At 71.3% G+C, this 18,505-nt stretch carries 19 protein-coding genes; 10 read left to right on the top strand and 9 right to left on the bottom strand.

Translation table 11 applies throughout. The features are described 5' to 3' along the window. The first annotated feature begins 17 nt into the window (after nucleotides 1–17). From PV734_RS16140 to PV734_RS16110, 7 genes are all read left to right on the top strand, one after another. A complete protein-coding gene (locus PV734_RS16140) occupies nucleotides 18–1,142 on the top strand; it encodes a SchA/CurD-like domain-containing protein (RefSeq protein WP_319289994.1) in 1,125 nt (374 codons plus the stop codon). A gap of 76 nt (nucleotides 1,143–1,218) precedes the next feature. Beyond that, entirely contained in the window at nucleotides 1,219–1,701 is a 483-nt protein-coding gene (locus PV734_RS16135) for a cupin domain-containing protein (RefSeq protein WP_319097599.1), read from the top strand. Then, nucleotides 1,698–2,966 carry a beta-ketoacyl-[acyl-carrier-protein] synthase family protein gene (locus PV734_RS16130; protein WP_319097598.1) on the top strand — a complete coding sequence of 423 codons (1,269 nt, stop codon included), beginning with the start codon at nucleotides 1,698–1,700 and terminating at the stop codon, nucleotides 2,964–2,966. Before PV734_RS16135 ends, PV734_RS16130 begins: the two co-directional genes overlap by 4 nt. Further along, nucleotides 2,963–4,237, top strand: coding sequence for a ketosynthase chain-length factor (locus tag PV734_RS16125; protein WP_319097597.1), 1,275 nt, complete (start codon nucleotides 2,963–2,965; stop codon nucleotides 4,235–4,237). Before PV734_RS16130 ends, PV734_RS16125 begins: the two co-directional genes overlap by 4 nt. A 25-nt stretch (nucleotides 4,238–4,262) precedes the next feature. After that, on the top strand, nucleotides 4,263–4,523 hold the full coding sequence (locus PV734_RS16120) for a phosphopantetheine-binding protein (RefSeq protein WP_319289992.1): 261 nt from the start codon (nucleotides 4,263–4,265) through the stop codon (nucleotides 4,521–4,523). A gap of 2 nt (nucleotides 4,524–4,525) precedes the next feature. Further along, nucleotides 4,526–5,002 carry an SRPBCC family protein gene (locus tag PV734_RS16115; RefSeq protein ID WP_319097595.1) on the top strand — a complete coding sequence of 159 codons (477 nt, stop codon included), beginning with the start codon at nucleotides 4,526–4,528 and terminating at the stop codon, nucleotides 5,000–5,002. A gap of 26 nt (nucleotides 5,003–5,028) precedes the next feature. After that, nucleotides 5,029–5,361, top strand: coding sequence for a TcmI family type II polyketide cyclase (locus PV734_RS16110; protein WP_319097594.1), 333 nt, complete (start codon nucleotides 5,029–5,031; stop codon nucleotides 5,359–5,361). 84 nt (nucleotides 5,362–5,445) lie between these two features. On the opposite strand, the gene PV734_RS16105 is transcribed toward PV734_RS16110, so the two are convergent. The 6 genes from PV734_RS16105 to PV734_RS16080 all read right to left on the bottom strand — a co-directional run bounded on the left by PV734_RS16105 (nucleotide 5,446) and on the right by PV734_RS16080 (nucleotide 12,956). Then, nucleotides 5,446–6,501 carry a methyltransferase gene (locus PV734_RS16105; RefSeq protein ID WP_319097593.1) on the bottom strand — a complete coding sequence of 352 codons (1,056 nt, stop codon included), beginning with the start codon at nucleotides 6,499–6,501 and terminating at the stop codon, nucleotides 5,446–5,448. A 69-nt stretch (nucleotides 6,502–6,570) separates the two neighbouring features. Then, a complete protein-coding gene (locus tag PV734_RS16100) occupies nucleotides 6,571–7,650 on the bottom strand; it encodes a nitrous oxide reductase family maturation protein NosD (RefSeq protein WP_319289990.1) in 1,080 nt (359 codons plus the stop codon). Between the two features lie 76 nt (nucleotides 7,651–7,726). Next, entirely contained in the window at nucleotides 7,727–8,410 is a 684-nt protein-coding gene (locus PV734_RS16095) for a class F sortase (RefSeq protein ID WP_319289988.1), read from the bottom strand. Between the two features lie 218 nt (nucleotides 8,411–8,628). Then, a complete protein-coding gene (locus PV734_RS16090; protein ID WP_319097590.1) occupies nucleotides 8,629–9,123 on the bottom strand; it encodes a hypothetical protein in 495 nt (164 codons plus the stop codon). Between the two features lie 398 nt (nucleotides 9,124–9,521). Beyond that, entirely contained in the window at nucleotides 9,522–12,089 is a 2,568-nt protein-coding gene (locus PV734_RS16085) for an ABC transporter permease (protein WP_319289986.1), read from the bottom strand. A gap of 6 nt (nucleotides 12,090–12,095) precedes the next feature. Continuing rightward, a complete protein-coding gene (locus PV734_RS16080) occupies nucleotides 12,096–12,956 on the bottom strand; it encodes an ABC transporter ATP-binding protein (protein WP_319289984.1) in 861 nt (286 codons plus the stop codon). Nucleotides 12,957–13,124: 168 nt separating this feature from the next. Here PV734_RS16080 and PV734_RS16075 point away from each other — a divergent pair, with 168 nt between their 5' ends. Together PV734_RS16075 and PV734_RS16070 are read left to right on the top strand one after the other, a co-directional pair. Continuing rightward, complete coding sequence (locus PV734_RS16075) at nucleotides 13,125–13,364, top strand: toxin-antitoxin system HicB family antitoxin (RefSeq protein ID WP_319098363.1); 240 nt, start codon at nucleotides 13,125–13,127, stop codon at nucleotides 13,362–13,364. A 49-nt stretch (nucleotides 13,365–13,413) separates the two neighbouring features. After that, the gene (locus PV734_RS16070) at nucleotides 13,414–13,752 is read left to right on the top strand and encodes a fic family toxin-antitoxin system, toxin component (protein ID WP_319098392.1); all 339 of its coding nucleotides are present in this window, start codon (nucleotides 13,414–13,416) and stop codon (nucleotides 13,750–13,752) included. On the opposite strand, the gene PV734_RS16065 is transcribed toward PV734_RS16070, so the two are convergent. Both PV734_RS16065 and PV734_RS16060 read right to left on the bottom strand, forming a co-directional pair. Further along, entirely contained in the window at nucleotides 13,747–14,466 is a 720-nt protein-coding gene (locus PV734_RS16065) for a class I SAM-dependent methyltransferase (RefSeq protein WP_319098362.1), read from the bottom strand. The two genes, PV734_RS16070 and PV734_RS16065, sit on opposite strands and share 6 nt — an antisense overlap. Nucleotides 14,467–14,574: 108 nt before the next feature. Next, a complete protein-coding gene (locus PV734_RS16060; protein WP_319098361.1) occupies nucleotides 14,575–15,261 on the bottom strand; it encodes an esterase/lipase family protein in 687 nt (228 codons plus the stop codon). Between the two features lie 115 nt (nucleotides 15,262–15,376). Between PV734_RS16060 and PV734_RS16055 the strand changes: the two genes are divergently transcribed. Continuing rightward, nucleotides 15,377–17,734 carry a helix-turn-helix transcriptional regulator gene (locus tag PV734_RS16055; protein WP_319098360.1) on the top strand — a complete coding sequence of 786 codons (2,358 nt, stop codon included), beginning with the start codon at nucleotides 15,377–15,379 and terminating at the stop codon, nucleotides 17,732–17,734. Nucleotides 17,735–17,780: 46 nt separating this feature from the next. Here PV734_RS16055 and bioD read toward each other — a convergent pair whose 3' ends face one another. Beyond that, nucleotides 17,781–18,503: a dethiobiotin synthase gene (bioD, locus tag PV734_RS16050; protein WP_319098391.1), complete on the bottom strand. Its 723-nt coding sequence runs from the start codon at nucleotides 18,501–18,503 to the stop codon at nucleotides 17,781–17,783. Nucleotides 18,504–18,505 lie beyond the last annotated feature (2 nt).

The following is an 18,505-nucleotide window of genomic DNA, read 5'->3' as shown; positions in this document are numbered from 1 at the left end:
GAGGAGAGGTGCGCCGGATGACCATCTCGGGACGCATATCGCAGTCGGCGTTCGACGGCTCCAGGCTGCGGGTGATCCTGCTGCTCGACCTGTACGAAGGAGCCCAGCAGCAGTTCCTGGACGCGTACGAACACATGCGGACCAATGTCGCGTCCGTGCCCGGTCACCTCAGTGACCAGCTCTGCCAGTCGATCGAGAACCCCTCGCAGTGGCTGATCACCAGCGAGTGGGAGAGCGCCCCGCCCTTCCTCGCCTGGGTGAACAGCGAGGAGCACGTCGAGACCGTACGGCCGATGCACAGCTGCGTCCGGGACACCCGGTCGATGCGCTACAGCATCCTCCGGGAGACGACCCCCAACGCCCCGCTCACCCCGGAACAGGCGTCCGCGGCCATGCAGGTGACGGCTCGCGTCGGCGACGGTGTCGCACGCCACGCCCTCACCTTCACCGTCAAGCCGGGCTCCGAGTCGAAGGTCGCCGAGCTCCTGGCCGGCTACACCTCGCCCGAGGCCCAGGTCGACGACACCACCCGGCTGCGCCGCACCTCCCTCTTCATGCACGGCAACCGGGTCGTACGGGCCGTGGAGGTCGAGGGCGACCTTCTCGCGGCACTGCGCCACGTCGCCCGCCAGCCCGAGGTGCGGGCGGTCGAGGAGGCCATCAACCCGTACCTGGAGCAGGACCGGAACCTCAGCGACCCCGACTCGGCGCGGGTCTTCTTCACCCGGGCCGCGCTCCCGGCCGTCCACCACGTGGTCTCCGGCGAGAAGGCACCCGCGGGACTGCGGCGCCACGCGCTGTACTACCCGGCCAAGGAGGGCCGGGGCATGGACCTGGCCCGGCTGCTCGCCCACCAGGACGAGGCCGCGGCGGACGACCCGGCCTGCCCGGTGTACGGAAGCACCGTCTTCCAGCGCGATGACATCGTTGTCCGACTCGTTGACCTGACCGGTGAGCTCGACGCCGACCCCATGTCCTCCCTCGGCCTCAGGGGCCCCGGGAAGGCAGCGGAGCTGGAGCGTCTCCTCGACGGTGCCGCGATCGGTGTCGAGGGCTCCCTGGAGACGGACCGCAACCTCAACCGCCTCCTGTCGCACGCCGACATGATGCCCGTCACCGACCGCAGCTCGGCGCGTTCCTGACGGACCGCCACGGCGCGGTCCGCGCCGCTCCCGCCCCGCCCGGACGACGTCCCTGCCCCACCCGGAGGTGTCAACCATGAACAAGCATCACCCATGCATCGTGGCCCTGAGCGAGACCGAACCCAACCGCAGACGCGGCGGCGACCTGCGGGCCGTGCTGACGCCCGCCACCGTGGGTTCCACTAGCGGCTTCATGGGCCTGGCGATCGTCCAGCCCGGCGAGCGCATCGGCGAGCACTACCACCCGTACTCCGAGGAGTTCGTGTACGTCGTCTCGGGCGCCCTCGAAGTGGACCTGAACGGCGAGACGCACGCCCTCAGGCCCGACCAGGGCCTCCTGATCCCCATCGACGTACGCCACCGCTTCCGCAACGTCGGTGACGTGGAGGCCCGCATGGTCTTCCACCTGGGCCCGCTCGCCCCCCGCCCCAGCCTCGGTCACGTCGACACGGAGGTGACCGAGACCGCCGTACCCGGCACGGAGTTCGCCGTCGGCGGCCCGGACCGGCCGGCCCCGGACCACGGACAGCGGTCCGCACGAAGCGAGGCCATACGGTGACCCGGCGGGTGGCTGTCACCGGTATCGGTGTGGTCGCTCCCGGAGGCACCGGCGCCACCGCGTTCTGGGACCTCCTCTCGGGCGGCCGTACCGCGACCCGGGGTATCACGCTGTTCGATCCGGCGGGCCTGCGCTCGCGTATCGCCGCCGAATGCGACTTCGACCCGTTCGCGCACGGCCTCGACCCGGATGTGAGCCAACACGCCGACCGCTACATCCAGTTCGCCATGGTCGCCGCCGCCGAAGCCGTGGGCGACTCCGGCCTCGACACCGGCACGCAGGACCCCTGGCGCGTCGCGGTCTCGCTGGGCAGCGCCGTCGGCGGCACCACCCGTCTGGAACACGACTACGTGCGGGTCAGCGAGGGCGGACAGCGGTGGGACGTGGACCCCCGCGGCGCCGACCCGCAACTGCACCGGGCGTTCTCGCCGAGCACCCTCGCCTCGGTCGTCGCCGAGCAGTTCGGCGCACAGGGCCCGGTGCAGACCGTCTCCACCGGCTGCACCTCCGGGATCGACGCGGTCGGCTACGCCTTCCACACCATCGAGGAGGGCCGCGCCGACATCTGCATCGCCGGCGCGGCGGACTCGCCGATATCGCCGATCACCATGGCGTGCTTCGACGCCATCAAGGCGACGTCGGACAACAACGACGACCCCGAACACGCCTCCAAGCCCTTCGACGCCCGCCGCAACGGCTTCGTGATGGGCGAGGGCGCGGCGGTGCTCGTCCTGGAGGAGTACGAGCACGCCCGGGCCCGCGGCGCGCACGTGTACTGCGAGATCGGCGGCTACGCCACCTTCGGCAACGCCTACCACATGACCGGTCTGACCAGCGAGGGACTGGAGATGGCCCGGGCGATCGACTCCACGCTCGACCAGGCCCGCCTCGACCCCACGATGATCGACTACGTCAACGCCCACGGCTCCGGAACCAAGCAGAACGACCGGCACGAGACCGCCGCGGTGAAGCGGTCCCTGGGCGCGCACGCCTACGACACACCCATGAGTTCCATCAAATCCATGGTGGGCCACTCACTCGGCGCGATCGGCGCGATCGAGGTCGTCGCCTGCGTCCTGGCGCTCAAGCACCAGGTGGTGCCGCCGACGGCGAACTACGAGACACCCGACCCCGAGTGCGACCTGGACTACGTACCGCGTACCGCGCGCCAGCGAAGGCTCAGGAACGTGATCTCCGTCGGCAGCGGATTCGGCGGCTTCCAGTCGGCCGTGCTGCTGACCGGGCCGGGAGGGAGAGCCCGATGAAAGCTCAGTCAGCTCGGAACAGTCGGCGCACTCGGCGCGCCTCACGCGCGGCCATCACCGGAATCGGTGTGATCGCGCCCAACGGCCTGCGGGCCGACTCCTACTGGAAGGCCGTCGGCGAAGGCCTCGTCGTCCTGGACGGGATCAGCCGTGAGGGGTGCGGGCATCTGCCGCTCCGCGTCGCGGGTGAGGTCCGGGGCTTCGACGCCGCGGGCCTCATCGAGGAACGGTTCCTCGTCCAGACCGACCGGTTCAGCCACTTCGCCATGGCCGCCGCCGCACTCGCCCTCGACGACGCCGGAATCGCCCGGGGCGAACCCCCGGACCCGTACGACATCGGGGTGATCACCGCCGCCGGATCCGGCGGCGGCGAGTTCGGGCAGCGCGAGCTCCAGAAACTGTGGGGCCAGGGATCCCGGTACGTCGGTCCGTACCAGTCCATCGCCTGGTTCTACGCCGCCAGCACCGGCCAGATCTCCATCCGGGGTGGCTTCAAGGGACCGTGTGGAGTGGTCGCCAGCGACGAGGCCGGCGGTCTGGACGCCGTCGCGCACGCCGCCCGGACCGTAGGACGTGGAACCGGTGCGGTCCTCGTCGGCGGCGCCGAGGCGCCCCTCGCCCCGTACTCGATGGTCTGCCAGCTCGGATACGCGGAGCTCAGCACCGTCGAGGACCCGGCCCGCGCCTACCGCCCCTTCACCAGGAGCGCCTGCGGCTTCGTACCCGCGGAGGGCGGCGCCATGCTCGTCGTCGAGGACGAGAACCGTGCCCGGGAGCGGGGGGCGGCCGTCCGTGCCACCGTCGCCGGCCACGCCGCCACCTTCACCGGGGCCTCCCGCTGGGAGCGGTCCAGAGAGGGGCTCGCCCACGCCATCAGGGGCGCCCTCGACGAGGCCGGATGCGCCCCGGAGGAGATCGACGTCGTGTTCGCCGACGCCCTGGGTGTGCCGGCGGCGGACCGCGCGGAAGCGCTGGCCATCACCGACGCCCTCGGCGCGCACGGCACCAGGGTCCCCGTCACGGCGCCCAAGACCGGCATCGGGCGCGCCTACTGCGGGGCGCCCGTGCTGGACATCGCGGCCGCGGTGCTCGCCATGGAGCACCGCCTGATCCCGCCCACCCCCAACGTGTTCGACATCTGCCACGACCTCGACCTGGTGATGTCCCGCGCTCGCCCCGCCGAGCCGCGCACGGCCCTGGTCCTCAGCCGGGGACTGATGGGTTCCAACGCGGCGCTGGTAGTGCGCCGTTCGGACGACTCCGCCCGATAGCACCGGGCGGGAAGGAGAACACCGCATGCTCACCACCCAACTGACCTACGACGAACTGGCCACCCTCATCAAGAAGGGCGCCGGAGTCACCGTCGACTCCCGGGAACTCGAGCGGGCCTCCGACACTCCCTTCGGGATCCTCGGCCTCGACTCGCTCGGCCTGCTCGGCATCGTCGGCGAACTGGAGAACCAGTACGGCCGCTCGCTGCCCCCGGACTCGGAGCGCTGCAGGACGCCCCAGGAGTTCCTCGACCTCGTCAACAGCACCCTCAAGGCTGGAGCCTGAAAGTGTCAGGACACACCGAGAACAGCATCACCGTCGACGCCCCGCTCGACCTCGTCTGGGACATCACCAACGACATCGAGAACTGGCCCCGCCTCTTCACCGAGTACTCGTCCCTCGAAGTACTCTCCCGCGAGGGCGACACGACGGCCTTCCGCCTCACCATGTACCCGGACGACAACGGCAAGGTCTGGAGCTGGGTCTCCGAACGCACCGTCGACCGGGCCAACCGGACCGTCCGTGCCCGCCGGGTGGAGACGGGCCCCTTCGCCCACATGAACATCCTGTGGGAGTACACGGAGCTGCCGGGCGGCACCCAGATGCGCTGGACGCAGGACTTCGCGATGAAGCCCGACGCCCCGGTCGACGACGACTGGATGACGGACAACATCAACCGCAACTCCCGTACGCAGATGGCGCTCATCCGGGACCGGATCGAGCAGGTCGCCCGCGACCGTCAGAACGCCCCCCTGCCCCGCTGAACCACCGGACCAGGAAGGACGACCCGATGCACCACGCCCTGATCGTCGCCCGCATGGCACCCGAATCGGCGCCGGCGATCGCCGACCTGTTCGCCGCCTCCGACAGCGGTGAACTCCCGCACCTCGTCGGTGTCACCCGCCGCAGCCTCTTCCAGTACGGCGACGTGTACCTGCACTTCATCGAGGCCGACCAGGACCCGGCACCCGCCATCGCGAAGGTGGCCGGGCACCCCGAGTTCCGCAGCGTCAGCGACAAGCTGTCGGCGTACGTCTCCGCGTACGACCCGCTGACGTGGCGCAGCCCCAAGGACGCCATGGCGCGCTGCTTCTACCAGTGGGAGCGGGGTGCCGGCTCCTGAGCGACGCGAGCGGCGTGCGAAACCCCGAGGCCGGTACCGCGACATCCGCGGTACCGGCCTCGGGGTTTCGGCTGTGACGGTCGCTCAGCCGGGGACGGTGCACTCGAAGGCGTGCAGATACGCGTTGACGGGACGGATCTCACCGATGACCAGGCCCGCGTCGGTCAGCCGGTCGACCATGCTCTGCCGGGTGTGCTTCGCACCGCCGACGTTGAGGAGCAGCAGCAGGTCCATGGCGGTCGTGAACTTCATCGACGGGGTGTCGTCCACGAGGTTCTCGATCACGATGACCCTGGCACCGGGCAGTGCCGCCCTGCGGACGTTCGCCAGCGCCCGGCGGGTGCTCTCGTCGTCCCACTCCAGGATGTTCTTGATGATGTAGACGTCCGCCCGCACGGGGATGTCCTCCCGGCAGTCTCCGGCCACGACGGTCACCCGCGCGGACAGTGAACCCCCGTCACGCAGCCGCGGGTCGGCGTTCCCCACCACGCCGGGCAGGTCGAGCAGCGTGCCGTGCATCCCGGGGTGCTTCTCCAGGAGGCTGGCCACGACCTGACCCTGACCGCCGCCGATGTCGGCGACCGAGGACACCCCGCTCAGGTCCAGCAGGTTCGCGACGTCCCGCGCGGACTGCTCACTGGACGTCGTCATGGCCCGGTTGAAGACGTACGCCGACTCGGGGGCCTCTTCGTTGAGGTACGCGAAGAACTCCCTGTCGTACATGTCCTCGAAGACGTTGCGGCCGGAGCGCACCGCCTCGTCCAGCTGCGGCCAGACGTTCCACGTCCACGGCTCGGTGCACCACAGCGCGATGTAGCGCAGGCTGTGCGGGTCGTCCTCGCGCAGCAGCCGGGACATCTCCGTGTGGACGAACGTGCCGTCGGGGCGCTCCGCGAAGACGCCCTGGCAGGACAGCGCGCGCAGCAGCCGCCTGAGGGTGCGGGGCTGGGTCTTCACCGCCGCCGCCAGGTCCTCGACGGTCGTGGGCGTGTCGTCGAGGGCGTCGGCGACGCCCAGTCGGGCGGCGGCGCGTACGGCGGCGGCGCAGGCCGCCCCGAACACGAGCTCCCGCAGCCGCATGGGTGCCGGGGGAGTGGGGAGGGCCGGGGGAGCGGGGGGAGCCGGATCAACGGTCGTCATGTGGTGCCTCGCCTCTCTGGTGGTGCCGTGTGGGGGTGGGGCGGGTTGGCCGGATGGGGCGTCGGTCGGTCAGCACATTCCGGCGGGTTGGGAGACCCCGCAGGCGTTGCCGCGGAAGGTGTTGTTCCTGCTGGGGTCCCCGTCGACGAGGTCCGCGGTGCTGTTGCGCCGCACCACGTTGTCGCGGATCTCGTTGTTCTCGTTGAGGGCGCCCACGAAGCTCTTGAACAGCACGATGCCGCCCGACAGCGGAGAGGTGCCCACGTTGTCCTCGACTCTGTTCTTGGTCACCAGGGTCTTCTCGGTGCCGGTGAGGACGATGCCCGAGCCCTGCAGGAAGGGCAGTCGGGGGGTCTTCGGACACAGCTTGTTGTTGGCCTGGACGCGGTTGTGGCTGAGGGTCATCGCCCCGGCGCGGGGGGTGCCCTCGTCGCCGACGACGAACACTCCGGTGCAGTTCCCGGTCGCCTCGTTGTGGTCGACGGTCAGGTTCCGCAGGCGTCGCACCGTGATGCCGATGCGGTTGCCGACCAGCCGGTTGTGGTCGATCTCGGTGCCCTTGGTGTCCTGGGCGCCGTCCTCCCGGTCGACGGTGTTGGCGACGAAGAGTCCGGCGTCGCCGTTGCGCTCGGCGACGTTGTGGCTGAACACGCCGCGTACGGACCTCTCCTGGGCGATGCCCCACTGCCCGTTCTTCTCGGAGGTCACGTTCTGGACCTTCAGCTGATCGGTCCACGACGCCCACAGGCCGTTCTTGGCGAAGCCCCGGATCGTCAGCGAGCGCAGGGTGACTCCCTTGACGGGAGCGCTCTTCGTGCCGGTCACGCAGATGCCGTTGCCCGCGGCGGCACAGGTGCTGTCGGCGGAGGCCGTTCCGGGCACGATGACGGCGGGTCCGGCGACGGAGCCCCGCAGCGTCAGGCCCGACACCGTGATGCGGACGCTCTCGTGGTAGGTGCCGGGGGAGAGGACAACGGTGTCCCCCGGCCGGGCGGCGTCCACCGCCTGCTGGATCGATTCGCCGGGCTGTACCCGGTGGACTCGGAGTACTTGACGCGCCGCACGGTGGTCCGTCGGCGCCGCGGCACCCAGCCCCGCCGCCACGACAGCCGCGGTGCACACGAGGTGGGTGATATGTCGTCTGGTCATATGCCGAAGCTAGGAGCGGGTGTTCCGGCTCGCCACCGCTGATCCCCCAGGTGGGCCTCAGCCGGACGCCCACGGGTCAGACGAGGTGGGCGAAGACCACGAGGTTGTCGGTGTAGTCCCGCACGGCGTGGTCGTAGTCGCCGGCGCAGGTGATCAGCCGGACCTGGGCCTGTGGGGTGTCCGCGTACACGCGCTGGTCGGGGAAGTCGTCCTTGGCGAACGTCTCGACACTGTCGACCACGAAGACGGCCGTGCGTCCGTCGGACCGGTTGACGGAGAAGCGGTTCCCCTTCTTCAGCTCGCTGAGCCCGGCGAAGACCGCGGCGGAGGTCGCGGTGTCGACGTGCCCGGCGATGATCGCCGTCCCGGCCTCTCCCGGGGACACGCCGTCCGCCTGCCAGCCGACCAGGTTGGTGTCGTCGGCCGGCGGGGGTTCGAGCTGGCCCGAGTCGCCGATGGCGAGGCCGACGAAGGGGGCACTGACGCCGATGGCCGGAATGAGCAGCCGCGTCGGACGGGCCCGCGGCAGATGCTTTCCGGCCGGCCCGGTGGCCGAGGGCTTCGGCGCGACCGACGAGGAGGGAGCGTGGGCCGCGGCGGCGCGCGGCGCGCGGGAGTCGTCGGACGACTCGTCGTTTCCGGAGAAGAGGAAGAACACCGGGATCAGCAGTACGACGGCCCACGCGACCAGACGCACGAGGGACCGTCGGCCGGACGACACGGCCTCGGCCCCGACAGGGGAAGGCAACCGGGTTGCCATTGGGAACCACCTCACGGGAACACAGCTGAACGGAATCAGCGCAGACGGAAGACAGGGCAGCGGGGGCGGGCACGGGAACGGGAACGGGAGCGGGAACGGAGGAGGGAGCGGACGAGGGAGCGGCTGAAGGCGGACCGGAGGAAAACCGGCCGGGCCGCCGCAGTGCGCACAGGTGGATGTGCGCACGCGACGGCCCCGGCTGCTATGTCAGGCATCGGTCAGGACACCCCGTCGGCCGCGTTCCTGCGGCGCATCGCGAACGCACCGGCGCCGACGACCGCCAGGGCCGCCATCCCGCCGGCCGTGACACCCGGGGACGCGAGCGCTCCGCCACCGGTGTGCATGCCACCGCTGGGCTTCTGGTGCTTGGAGCCCCAGTCGCCCTTGCTGCTCTCGTCCGAGCTGTCGTCCTTGCTCCAGTCGTCCTTCTTGCTGTCGTCGGCGCTGTCGTCCTTGCTCCAGTCCTCCTTCTTGCTGTCCTCCGAGCTGTCGCCCTTGCTCCAGTCGCCCTCGTTCACCGCGGTGAGCGCACCGCCACCCGTGTGCATTCCACCGTTCGGCTTGTCGTGCTTGCTGTCCTTGTCGTGCTCCTTGCTGTAGGAAGAGTCACCGTTGTCCCAGTCGCCACCGGCGGCGGCGAACGCGCCGGGCGCGGCGATCGCGAGAGCGGCCGTGGCCGTCGCGGTAGCGAGGAGCAGGCGGGCAGAGCGCATGGTCGAAATCCTTCCGCCGTGACCAGGGCGCTGACGTGATGTCAGCTGACGAGACCCGGCCCCGACGTGATCCACCGTCAGTCAGATGCGTCCGCCCCACCACTCGAGCCACCCACCCGACTGACCCGCACGGCGGCACCGACCCGTCGTCAGACCGCCGCCCCGGAGCGAACACCATCACACTGACCAGGCATTTGACCGTCTGATCAGCAGTCACTTCCCGCTCTGCACAGCGCCATAGGCGCAACCCGATCGGCGGCACACGACTGCACGCACCACGGGCCTGTTCGCACCCTTTGGTGGGGCCGCAGGCCCCTACCAAAGGGGCGCGGGGAACTGCGCGCCCAGCCCCATGGCACCCGCCCATGAGCCCCCGCCGAGCCCAGGCGCGCCGCCCTTCACTCGTGCGCGATGGCCGCCAGCACGTTCATCCGGGACGCGCGCAGCGCGGGCAGCAGCGCGGCCACGATGCCGACCACCGCCGAGCCCACGACCACCAGGACGATCGTTCCCCAGGGAATCGCCAGCGCCTCCATGCCCTGGAGGGCCAGCACCCGGTGGATGCACACGCCCCACACCAGCCCGAGTCCGAGTCCGAGCACCGCGCCGAACACGGCGATCACCACCGACTCCAGCCGGATCATCCGGCGCAGCTGCCGCCGGGACAGTCCGATGGCCCGCAGCAGCCCGATCTCACGCGTCCGCTCCACCACCGACAGGGCCAGGGTGTTGACCACGCCGAGCACCGCGATGACGATCGCGAGCCCCAGCAGCGCGTACACGAGGTAGAGCAGTACCGCGATCTGGTTGCGGATCAGTTCCTTGTAGTCGGCCTGGTCACGCACCTTGATCTGCGGATACGGGTCCAGGGTTCGCTCCAGCGCGGGCCGCAGCTTGTCGGCGCTCGTGCCGGACGAGGCGTTGACGTACAGCGCGGACTCCTGGCCACCGGGTACGTACCGCTCGGCGACGGCGATCCCGAAGTAGATCCCGCCCTGCGGCCCGAACCCGTCGGCACTGTCCTGTTCGGTGAGGGCGCCGACCGTCAGCTCGGTCCGGCCGCCGTCCGGGAACTCCACCGGCAGCACCGTGCCGACGCGCACGTCGTGGTCCTTCGCGTAGTCGGCGGACATCGCCAGATGGCCGGCCGCGAGTGCGGCGGCCGTGTCGCCCTGTGCGTAGGCGACATGGGCGACGTCGTCGAGCCGGGTGTCGTACCCGGCGGCCGTCGTCTCCAGGCGCTTGCCGTCCGGGAGCCGCACCGCGACCGGGACGAACCGCTGCCGTACGACGAGACCGACACCGTCCGTGGCCCGCACCTTGTCGGTGACCTCCCGGGGGAACGGCACGCGGTTGTCGCTCTGGAGGACGAAGTCGGCGCCCAGCGTCCTGTCGATCTGCTCGTCGAAGGACTTGCTCATGGAGGCGCTGGCCACGGACATTCCGCCGACCAGGGCGAGGCCCACCATCAGCGCGGCGGCCGTGGCCCCCGTACGGCGGGGGTTGCGCAGGGCGTTGCGCTGGCTCATCCGGCCGACCGGCCCGAAGAGCGCCGGGAACGCCCCGCCGAGGACCCGGACGACCGGTCGGACCAGCAGGGGGCCCGCGATCACCGTCGCCACGAGGGTGAGCGCGACCCCGAGTCCCAGGAGGGAGGCGGAGGTCGACGTCTCATCGGCCGTGGCGCAGCCCACGAGTGCGGCGGCCCCGAGTGCCCCGACGATCGCCCCGACCACCGCCCGTACCCGCAACGGCCGCCCCACGCCCGCGATCTCGGCGTCCTGGAGCGCGGCCATGGGAGAGACGACCGAGGCGCGGCGGGCCGGCAGATAGGCCGCCACGAAGGTGACCCCGAGGCCGACGGCGTACGACGACACGGGAGTCGGCCAACCCACCACCATGTCAGCGGACTTGAGGTTCATGCCGATCGCGCTCAACAGCTGGATCAGCCCGGCCGCCAGCCCGATCCCGGCGGCGAGGCCGAGCGTCGAGCCGACCAGACCGAGCAGTACCGCCTCCGTGAGCACGGATCGGCGCACCTGCCGTCGGTCGGCGCCGAGGGCCCTCAACAGGCCGAGTTCACGTGTGCGTTGGGCGATCAGCATCGAGAAGGTGTTGACGATCAGGAAGACCCCGACGAGCACCGCGACGCCGGCGAAGCCCAGCATGACGTACTTGATCACGTCGAGGAATCCGCCGAGTTGGGCCGCGGCCGACTCGGCCTGTTCGGCGGCCGTCTTCAACTCGTAGTCGGTGGTGCCGATCTGCCGCGCGATACGGCTCTTCAGCTCGGCGTCGCTCACCCCGCTCGCGGCGGTCACCGAGATGCTCGTGGCCCGGTCCGGCGCGCCCAGGAGCCGGGTCTGCGCGGTCCCGGTGTCCAGGAACAGCAGCGCCGCGCCCGGGTTGGTGGTGGTGAAGGTGGCGATGCCGACGATCCTCACCTTGAACGACCCCGGCTGCGCGTGGACGGTGAGCGTGTCGCCGATGCCCACGTCCTTGCTGTCGGCGGTGTCCGCGTCCAGCAGGGCCTCGCCGTCACCCCTGGGGAGTCGGCCGGAGGTGAGTTCGACGGGGCTGCGGTCGGTGCGGTACCAGTCGGTGGCGATCGTGGGGGCGCCCGTGGTGGGTGACACCGACTTGTTGTGGTCGTCGACGACCGTGATGTTCTCGACGGACACGTCCGCGTGGGCGTCCGCCACGCCGGCGACACCGGCGACCCGCCGGGCCAGTGAGGCGGGCAGGGTCAGGGTCTCGCCGGACGGTACCGACGACTCGAAGTCCTTGCGGGGGTTCACCGTGACATCGGCGGAGGTGGAGGCGAAGAGCCGGTCGAAGGTACGGGTGACCGTGTCGGAGAAGATCAGGCTGCCCGCGACGAACGCCACGGACAGGACGACGGCCAGCGCGGAGAGCAGGAGTCTGCCCTTGTGCGCGAGGAAACTCCTGAGCGTTGCCTTCAGCACGGGGTGTCAGTCCTCGTCGGTGGGCTTGTCGGTGGGCTTGGTGAAGGAAGGGGCCCCGGCGTCGTCCGGTTCGCCGGGGGAGGAGGTCTGGCTCTGACCTCCGGAGAACAGGCGCATACGCTCCAGGACCGCCTCCGCCGTGGGCCGTGCCATCTCGTCCACGATCCGTCCGTCGGCGAGGAAGAGGACCAGGTCGGAGTGGGCGGCGGCGCCGGGGTCGTGGGTCACCATGACGACGGTCTGGCCGAGGTCGTCGACGGCCTGGCGCAGGAAGGCGAGGACTTCCAGCCCGGCGCGCGAGTCGAGGTTCCCGGTCGGTTCGTCCGCGAAGATCAGCTCGGGGCGCGAGGCGAGCGCCCGGGCACAGGCCACGCGTTGCTGCTGCCCTCCGGACAGCTGGGTCGGCCGGTGCTTGAGCCGGTCCCGCAGCCCCAGTGTGTCGATGACCTGGTCCAGCCACTTCTGGTCGGGCTTCTGGCCCGCGATGTCCATCGGCAGGGTGATGTTCTCGACGGCGTTCAGGGTCGGGATCAGGTTGAACGACTGGAACATGAACCCGATCCGGTCGCGGCGCAGCCGGGTCAGGTCGCGTTCCTTCAACCCCGTGATCTCCGTGTCGCCGAGCCACACCTGGCCCGCCGACACGGTGTCGAGCCCCGCCAGACAGTGCATCAGGGTGGACTTGCCCGACCCGGAGGGACCCATGACCGCGGTGAAGCGCCCACGCGCGATGTCCACGTCGACCGAGTCGAGGGCGAGCACGGTCGTCTCACCGGTGCCGTACGCCTTCGTCAGCGCGCGGGCGCGGGCCGCGGTCCCGTCTGCCTCCGGGTGCCCGGGGGCGTGCTCCGCAGCAGGTGTGGACAAGGCTGCCTCCTTCGGTGGCTTGCTGGTCGTGGACGGCCCGATGTCGTACCGACGTCCCTCGTTCCTTGTCCCGGCCGAGCGTAGTGTGACGGGGCGCACACCCGGTATCCCTTTTCGCTCCTCGGCGCCCCCTTGCCGGTGCTAGCACATGCGCGCTAGCGTCTAGGTATGGCGAAGACTCAGCTGAACGTCCGGGTGGACGAGGGCACCGCCCAGGCGGCGCGCGAAAAGGCCCTGGCCCGCGGGATGAGCGTCAACCGGTATATCGAAGAGCTGGTCAAACACGACACCGGCGAGGCGGGCCACACCTTCGTGGAGGCCGCCGCCGACTTCATGAAGCAGTACGAGTCGGTCTTCGCCGAGGAGTTCGGCGCGGACCGTGAGGGCAAGCGCGAAGGTCGTCGCTGACCCCTTGGACAACTTCGGCAACCTCAGGATCGATCTCGCCTGGCTGCTCATGATCGCCGAACGGAAGACGCCCGGAGACCCCCAGGTCTCCGACTGGGGCGCCCTGGTCGCCGCCGTCGCCCGCCACGAGGCCGAGATATTCGACATCCCCGTCTACGACAACCCGCACGCACGGGCCGCAGCCCTGTTGCAGCTCCTGTTGCACGTACCGGCGTTGGAGCGCTCCAACGCGTTGTTCGCCTCCGCGGTCGCCTATGCCTACCTCATCGCCAGCGGGGTCAAGGTCGTCACCTCGCCCGAGCAGGTGCGCGACCTGGCCCGGCTGGTGAAGACCGGCGACGCCTCGGTGCACGACATCGCGCACGAACTGCGCCAGTGGAGCCTATGAGGCGTCCGGCGTCGGCTTCGACTCCGCTCCTGGCCGCGCGGGACGCCACGCGGTGCCCATCACGCAGTACGAGATGGGCAGCCGCGGTCCCTTCTCGGAGAGCGGCAGCCGCCGGTACGGACCGAGTTCGAAGCCGGCGTCCCGCAGTGCGGCGACCGGGTCCCGGGACAGATGGCAGCCGCCGGCGAGCGTGGGCCAGACCGTCCGGTCGAGGGCGCGCTGAGTGAACCGCATCGCGGGACCGCCCCCGACGCCGTGTTCGAAGAACCGCACCTCACCGCCGGGCCGCAGCACCCGCCGTACCTCGCTGAGCGCCCGGGAGACGTCCCGGACACCGCACAGCACCAGCGAGAGCACCACCGCGTCGAACGCCTCGCCCTTCACCGGCAGCGCCTCCGCGACACCCGGGACGACATCGACCGGCAGCTCGCAGCGCATCGCCGCCTCCATGGCCAACTGCCTCAGCACACGCTCGGGTTCGATCGCGACGACCTCGGAGACGGTGCTTGGACAGTGCGCGAAGTTCAGCCCGTTGCCGGCGCCGATCTCGATCACCCGCCCGGAGAGCCCGGCGAGCAGCCGGCCCCGCAGTGCGCCCAGACCCATCCGGGTCTCGGCGGCCACGCTGAGCCGGGCGTAGTAACGGGCGAACAGCGGATGGTGCACGGGATCCCGCGGCACCTTGCCGGAGCCGGCGGTGGACGGTAGCGGCATGGGGACCTCCCTGGGAGGACTGGCCTTGCCGCGATTGTCCTCCTGACGGGACCCGCGCACCCTCGCTGTCGACGGAAAGCGGCCGGGATCGGACGGAATCGGCCGGGATCAGGCGACGAAGTCGCGGACCTGCGTGTAGACGCCGTGGTCGTTGTTCATCTCGTCGTGCGAGATGCAGCCGACCCCGACGTTCGTGGCGCCGCTCAGGAGCGCCGTGCTGTCCGGGTTGAGCGCCTCGTCGCAGTTGGACCAGTAACTGGCGTACGAGACGCTGCCCGGGGTCTCGTCGCCCGAGTTGAGCGAGGTCAGGAACGAACTTCCCGTGTTCATCTCGGAGCACGAGGTGTACAGCCACGCACACCACGAGGCGAGCGTCGTGCCGTGGTTGGTGCCGGCCGTGGAGACGAAGTCGTCGACGTAGGCGGTGCCGCCGAGGTTCTTGAGGTAGTAGCGGGCGCTGAGCGTGCCCATCGAGTGGACGACGAGGTCGACCTTCGAGGCACCTGTCGCGGCCAGCACCCTCTTGACCTCGGTGGCCAGTTGCTGGGCCGTCGTGGCGTTCGACTGGGACCACGAGTACGTCCAGGCGTCCAGCTCGGAGGCCGTGTAGCCGTCGGCCTTGAAGTCGGCGACCCAGTCGTCCCAACTGCTCGACGAACTGCTGATGCCGTGCACGAAGACGATCGGATTGTGGGTCGCGGCCTGGGCGGGGGTCGCGGTGAGCGAGAGGGACAGGAGCATCGAGGACACGACGGCCGAGACGGCTGCTGTGATGCGTCGCATGCGGCGCTGCATGGTGCCTCCTGGTATGCGTGGGGTTGGCTGGAGTGTCAGGCCGGGTCTACGCGCGCCGCATCGGTGAAATCGCCGGTCTTTACGCGCCTTGTAACTCGCCAGTAACGTGATTTCTGTGGTGACCTCGGTGAATCCCCCGCCCCAGCCGCGCATTTCGCCACCGCAGCCCACGGACGCGTGGCACCAGCTCGGCCCCCCGCTTCCCGAAGGCGTCCGTGTGCGCGTCCTCCGCGCCGCCTACGGAGATCCGCGCGCCGCCGCCGAACTCGTACCGCTGCTCACCGAACGGCAGGCGGCGGGCCTCGACCCGCTCCCGGCGGAACCCACCGCGCTCGCCCCCGAACTGCTGCGGGCGCACCGCCTGCACATCCGTGCCCTGCCCGACGACACCCGGCTGCTCCTCCTCCTGGCCGCCGCCGACCAGTACCCGGTGGCGACCCAGGCCTTCCTGCGCGCGGTCGCCGCGGCCCACCTCGACACCGGGGCCCTCGAAGCAGCCGAGGCCGCCGGGATCGCGCACGCGACGGCGAGCGGAGTCGTCTTCCGCGACGCCTGGACACGTATCGCGGCGTACGAGTCCGGGTCCTCGGCGGACCGGCGGGACGCGCACCGCCTGCTGGCCCGCGTTCTGCACGGCGACGGTGAGACGCCCCGGCGGTCCTGGCACCGGGGCGCCGGCGCCCTCGGCCCCAGCGCACGGCTCGCCGCCGAGTTGGGGGCCGCCGCGCACGAGGCCCGTGAACTGGGCGACCACCTCCTGGCCGGCGCCCTCGGCGAGCGCGCCGCCGCTCTCTCGCCCGACCCGCGCGAACGGTCCCGGCTGCTCTCCCGGGCCGCCGCCGACGCGTGGCACCGCGGCGACGGGGACCGGGCCCGCGGTCTGGTCTCGGCCTCGGACGAGAGCGCGCTGAACGGCATGCTCGCCCTGCGGTCGGGCAACGCGACCGAGGCCTTCGACGGGCTGCTGACGGCAGCGGTGCGGCATGCGAGGGCCGCGCTGGAGCAGGGGAGTGTGCTGAATCGTTCCGCCAGGGGCCAGGGGTCCCGGTACGGCCCGCCGGAACGATTCGGCGCACCGGACGACCCGTACCCGTATCCGTCCCACCCCTACGGCTCCCGGGACTCGCACCCGGCCGCGCAGTCCTCGTACAGCGTCCCGAACCCCGCCCTGGACACCGCTGTGCACCTATTGGCACGTGCCACCGAGGCCGCCGTCTACACCGGCGACCTCCGCCGCTGCCGGGAGGCGGCCACCGTGGCCGCGCGGCTCGGCGTCATCCCGCCCGGCACCCTCGCGGGCCTCGCCGCCGCCGTCGAGGGACGGTACGAGGACGCCCGCAACCTCCTCAAGGCCGCCGCCGGGCGCTGCGGACCCGGTGGCGACCCCACCCTGCTCATCCACTCCGGCATCGCCGCACTGCTCCTCGGCGACCACTCCGGCGCCGAACGCGCCACCGTACGGGCCGCCGCCTCCGCCCGCGCCCGGGGCGAGGCCGTGACCGTTCCGCAGGCCATGGAGTTCCGGGCCTACGCCGACTTCTGGACCGGACGCCCACGCGTCGCCGAGGCCGCCGCGGCCGACGCCCTCTGGCAGGCGTACGCCACCGGCCAGGACAACGGCGCCTGCCATCTGCAGGCCGCCCTCGCCATGTTCGCGGCGGTGACCGGCGACGGCGAGGTCTGCCGGGAACGCGCCGAGGCCGCCCGCACCCACGCCCGGGCCCACGGTCTGGGCCTGCCCGCCGCGCTCGCCCTCTGGGCGCTCGCCTTCCTCGACCTGTCCACCGGCCGCTTCGAGAGCGCCGCCGCCCGGCTGCGCGCACTCGCCGGATTCGGCCCCGGCCACGGCCACCGCGCCATCCGGCACCTGGCCACCCCGCACTATGTCGAGGCCGCCGTCCGCACCGGCGACACGCGCGTCGCACGGGCCGCCCACGCCGACTACGACCGTTGGGCCGCCGCCGTCCGCAGCCCCGACGACCTGGCTCTCAGCGCCCGCTGCCGCGCCCTGCTCGCCCCCGGCGCCGAAGCGGTCGACCACTACCGCACGGCTCTCGACCTGCACGCCCATGGCACCCGTGACTTCGAACGCGCTCGCACGGAGCTGTTGTTCGGCAGCACGCTGCGTCGGCTGCGCCATCGGACCGAGGCGCGGGACCGGCTGCACAGTGCGCTGGAGGCGTTCGAGACGTTCGGGGCGCCGCACTGTGCGACGCAGGCGAGGGCGGAGTTGCGGGCACTTGGCGCGCCGGCCACCCTCACCACGCGGCCGACGGACCTCACCACACGCCTGACCGCACAGCAGTTGATGGTCGCGCGGATGGCTGCTGACGGTGCGACCAACCGGGAGATCGCTGTCCGGCTGGCGTTGAGTCCGCGCACGATCGATCATCATCTGCGCGGGGTGTTCTCGCGGTTGGGGATTCGGTCGAGGATCGAGCTGGTGCGGTTGTTGGGGGAGGAGGGGTTGTGAGTCGGCTTTCCGCCGGTGGGGGCTGATCGCGCAGTTCCCCGCGCCCCTAAAGGCGCGGCGCTTCTCGTGCCCCGAATTCCGGCGCGTCCCATGTTCCGCCCAGGCTCGGCGCCAGCCAAGTGCCGGCCATCGTGCGGAAGTTGGCCGGGGGAAGTGCCCCGACTCCTGCGGGCAGGGCCCCGAGCAGTGGGGCTCCGGCGACCGTCGGCAGGTCGGCCAGGTTGCAACGGGCCGCCAGGTCGGGGGAGTCGGGCCAGCTGCCGATGACGATGCCCGTCAACCGGAGGTCTCTGCGGGACAGTTCACGGGCCGTCAGTTCTGTCGCGTTGAGGGTGCCCAGGCCCGCCGACGCGACGACGAGCAACGGCGCGGCCAGCAACTCGGCCGCGTCCGCCAGGGTGCCGCCCTCGTCGTCGAAGCGTACGAGCAGCCCGCCGGCACCCTCCACCAGCACCAGGTCGTACTCGGCGGCGAGCTTGGCGGCGGCCTCCGCCACCTCGGCCGGCCGCACCGGTGGCAGCGCGGCTCGTCGGGCGGCCGTCGCCGGGGCCAACGGGTCCGGATAGCGGGCGAGTTCGAGGGTCCGTACGTCGCCCGCGAGCCGCGCGACCTCGTCGGCGTCACCGCGCTCGTCCGGTCGTACCCCTGTCTGCGCGGGCTTGAGCACGGCCACCGTGCGGCCCGCCGCGAGTGCCGTGGCGGCGACGGCGGCAGTGGTGACGGTCTTGCCGATCTCCGTGCCCGTCCCCGTGATCACCAGGATCGGCATGT

Source organism: Streptomyces sp. AK08-02, assembly GCF_033795085.1.
Lineage (GTDB): Bacteria > Actinomycetota > Actinomycetes > Streptomycetales > Streptomycetaceae > Streptomyces > Streptomyces echiniscabiei.
The sequence above is the reverse complement of the archived record's forward strand: the minus strand, read 5'-3'. Positions and strand labels throughout refer to the sequence as shown.

What these genes read in the sequence shown, in the direction of transcription:
- PV734_RS16135 (WP_319097599.1), top strand. Translation starts at nt 1,219, where the DNA reads ATGAACAAGCATCACCCATGCATCGTGGCCCTGAGCGAGACCGAACCC.
- PV734_RS16140 (WP_319289994.1), top strand. Translation starts at nt 18, where the DNA reads ATGACCATCTCGGGACGCATATCGCAGTCGGCGTTCGACGGCTCCAGG.
- PV734_RS16095 (WP_319289988.1), bottom strand. Translation starts at nt 8,410, where the DNA reads ATGGCAACCCGGTTGCCTTCCCCTGTCGGGGCCGAGGCCGTGTCGTCC.
- PV734_RS16075 (WP_319098363.1), top strand. Translation starts at nt 13,125, where the DNA reads ATGGCGAAGACTCAGCTGAACGTCCGGGTGGACGAGGGCACCGCCCAG.
- PV734_RS16125 (WP_319097597.1), top strand. Translation starts at nt 2,963, where the DNA reads ATGAAAGCTCAGTCAGCTCGGAACAGTCGGCGCACTCGGCGCGCCTCA.
- PV734_RS16100 (WP_319289990.1), bottom strand. Translation starts at nt 7,650, where the DNA reads ATGACCAGACGACATATCACCCACCTCGTGTGCACCGCGGCTGTCGTG.
- PV734_RS16110 (WP_319097594.1), top strand. Translation starts at nt 5,029, where the DNA reads ATGCACCACGCCCTGATCGTCGCCCGCATGGCACCCGAATCGGCGCCG.
- PV734_RS16090 (WP_319097590.1), bottom strand. Translation starts at nt 9,123, where the DNA reads ATGCGCTCTGCCCGCCTGCTCCTCGCTACCGCGACGGCCACGGCCGCT.
- PV734_RS16065 (WP_319098362.1), bottom strand. Translation starts at nt 14,466, where the DNA reads ATGCCGCTACCGTCCACCGCCGGCTCCGGCAAGGTGCCGCGGGATCCC.
- bioD (WP_319098391.1), bottom strand. Translation starts at nt 18,503, where the DNA reads ATGCCGATCCTGGTGATCACGGGGACGGGCACGGAGATCGGCAAGACC.
- PV734_RS16060 (WP_319098361.1), bottom strand. Translation starts at nt 15,261, where the DNA reads ATGCAGCGCCGCATGCGACGCATCACAGCAGCCGTCTCGGCCGTCGTG.
- PV734_RS16070 (WP_319098392.1), top strand. Translation starts at nt 13,414, where the DNA reads ATGATCGCCGAACGGAAGACGCCCGGAGACCCCCAGGTCTCCGACTGG.
- PV734_RS16120 (WP_319289992.1), top strand. Translation starts at nt 4,263, where the DNA reads ATGCTCACCACCCAACTGACCTACGACGAACTGGCCACCCTCATCAAG.
- PV734_RS16105 (WP_319097593.1), bottom strand. Translation starts at nt 6,501, where the DNA reads ATGACGACCGTTGATCCGGCTCCCCCCGCTCCCCCGGCCCTCCCCACT.